This window comes from Acinetobacter sp. YH16032, from assembly GCF_013417345.1.
Taxonomy (GTDB): domain Bacteria; phylum Pseudomonadota; class Gammaproteobacteria; order Pseudomonadales; family Moraxellaceae; genus Acinetobacter.
In genome coordinates this window covers 1-1,591 of sequence record NZ_VPEE01000138.1, presented here as the reverse complement: position 1 = coordinate 1,591, position 1,591 = coordinate 1, and the positions used below count along the sequence as shown (strand labels likewise).

The window sequence follows — 1,591 nt, the reverse complement described above, 5'->3', positions numbered from 1 at the left end:
TCCCGCGCCGACACAAAGAAAAGCAAAATACTGGCATTTTGTCGCGTGTGCCGACCTACGGATCGGACATCACGCGACAAAATGCCAGTTCAAGGATTTTTTAAACGAAAGCGGTCATTTTTCATTGCTATTGCGTCCTGCTTGCACACGGATTAACATAATCAGGAAATTGATCAAAAAATGATCCAATACTCCGAGTTTATAGGGGGGGTTGAAAGGAATTTCTTAAATACCCCCACTAATAAGATGGGGGTAACGGTATCCGATCTATGCGCTCAATCTAAAAAAATCCAAATATTTTCCATAAAAAAAACCGACCATATTGATTTATGATCGGCTTTAGTTTTATATTGGATGCACGGTTATTAATTACTGGTAATAATTAATAACGAAAGTTATATGAGCTGAAACTCGATATAAGATTCAAGATTAAATCTCCGTGCTGTTAGATGATTATAACGTTCGTAGAATTAAAATAAATCCCTCTTTCGTTCTTAATCCGTCCAAATAATTAATTTCCGTCCTTGATGTGGGTGGGAGGTACAGTGACGCCAGCGCATTTTAGGTTTAAGTCTGCTACTGGGGGATCTGAACAAAGCAGACAACGGCATGAGTAGTCATAAAACGCTGATCGTGAGTATATTGGGGTAATCCCTTGCGGTGATCATTAAAAGGCGTTTATAGGCGGTTTTGGACGTGTTCAGGGGGTGATCTATGCCCTAACCAAGACAAGCGCAGCAATAGACTGTAATGCGCTCCTGTGAAACGATGGCTCGGCTCCGTAGTGATGCCTTACATTGTTCGGGTAATACTGCTTAGGGTGCTTTTAGTGCTCTAGGGTGAGTATTCCCTGATCTTCTCTAACTCTCACCATAATGATAAATCACTAATACTTGAATAGTTAAATAAATAGAGGTTTTTTAAATGGGAAATATTGATATAAATCAAACAGTTGAACACTTAAAAGATTTGTTAGGCAAACAAGTTTCATATAGTATTTGTTTGGGTGGAACAACTTATCAAAGTGATGGTGAGGTTACTTCGGTTGTTTTACATCTTCATGGTGATCATGAGTTTTCTGTAGATGATGGGGATTATTATTCTTTTTCCGAATTGACAGAATTTCAGGTTTTAGATGATCGTTCTATTGTGGACGCTGCTTTTACTGGTCTTATAACGGATAACAAAGATTTTATTGATTCATTAAGCAAGCCTACCCCGTAGCCACAGGACTTGTAAGGGGTTCGACCCCTTAACCCCAAAGGGCGCACTTTACTTGAATTTCAGCTTTTAGCCTCAAGTTAGTTTTATATCTCCAGTCAAAATGCCCTTAAGTCTATCTTTTAGGGCATTTTTTTGATCTTGGTATATTTACGAAATCTCACGTAACCCTTAAGGCGCAAGGCTTTCAGAGCGAATGTCTATGAGCGAACTGAAGCTTTATGCTTCTTAAATCCTTTTTTTCTCTGATTACTGCTCCCGTATGCGTCAAAATCGCTAGAACTTAGGCGTCGTCCCGCGCCGACACAAAGAAAAGCAAAATACTGTCATTTTGTCGCGTGTGCCGACCTACGGATCGGACATCACGCGA

The 1,591-nt window shown here is 39.8% G+C and carries 1 protein-coding gene; it reads left to right on the top strand.

Annotation, left to right across the window (positions count from 1 at the left end; genetic code table 11):
• Positions 1 to 924: 924 nt before the first annotated feature.
• Positions 925 to 1,224, top strand: a complete 300-nt coding sequence (locus tag FTV32_RS16955) for a hypothetical protein (protein WP_179991805.1) — start codon at positions 925 to 927, stop codon at positions 1,222 to 1,224.
• The last annotated feature ends 367 nt before the right edge of the window (positions 1,225 to 1,591 follow it).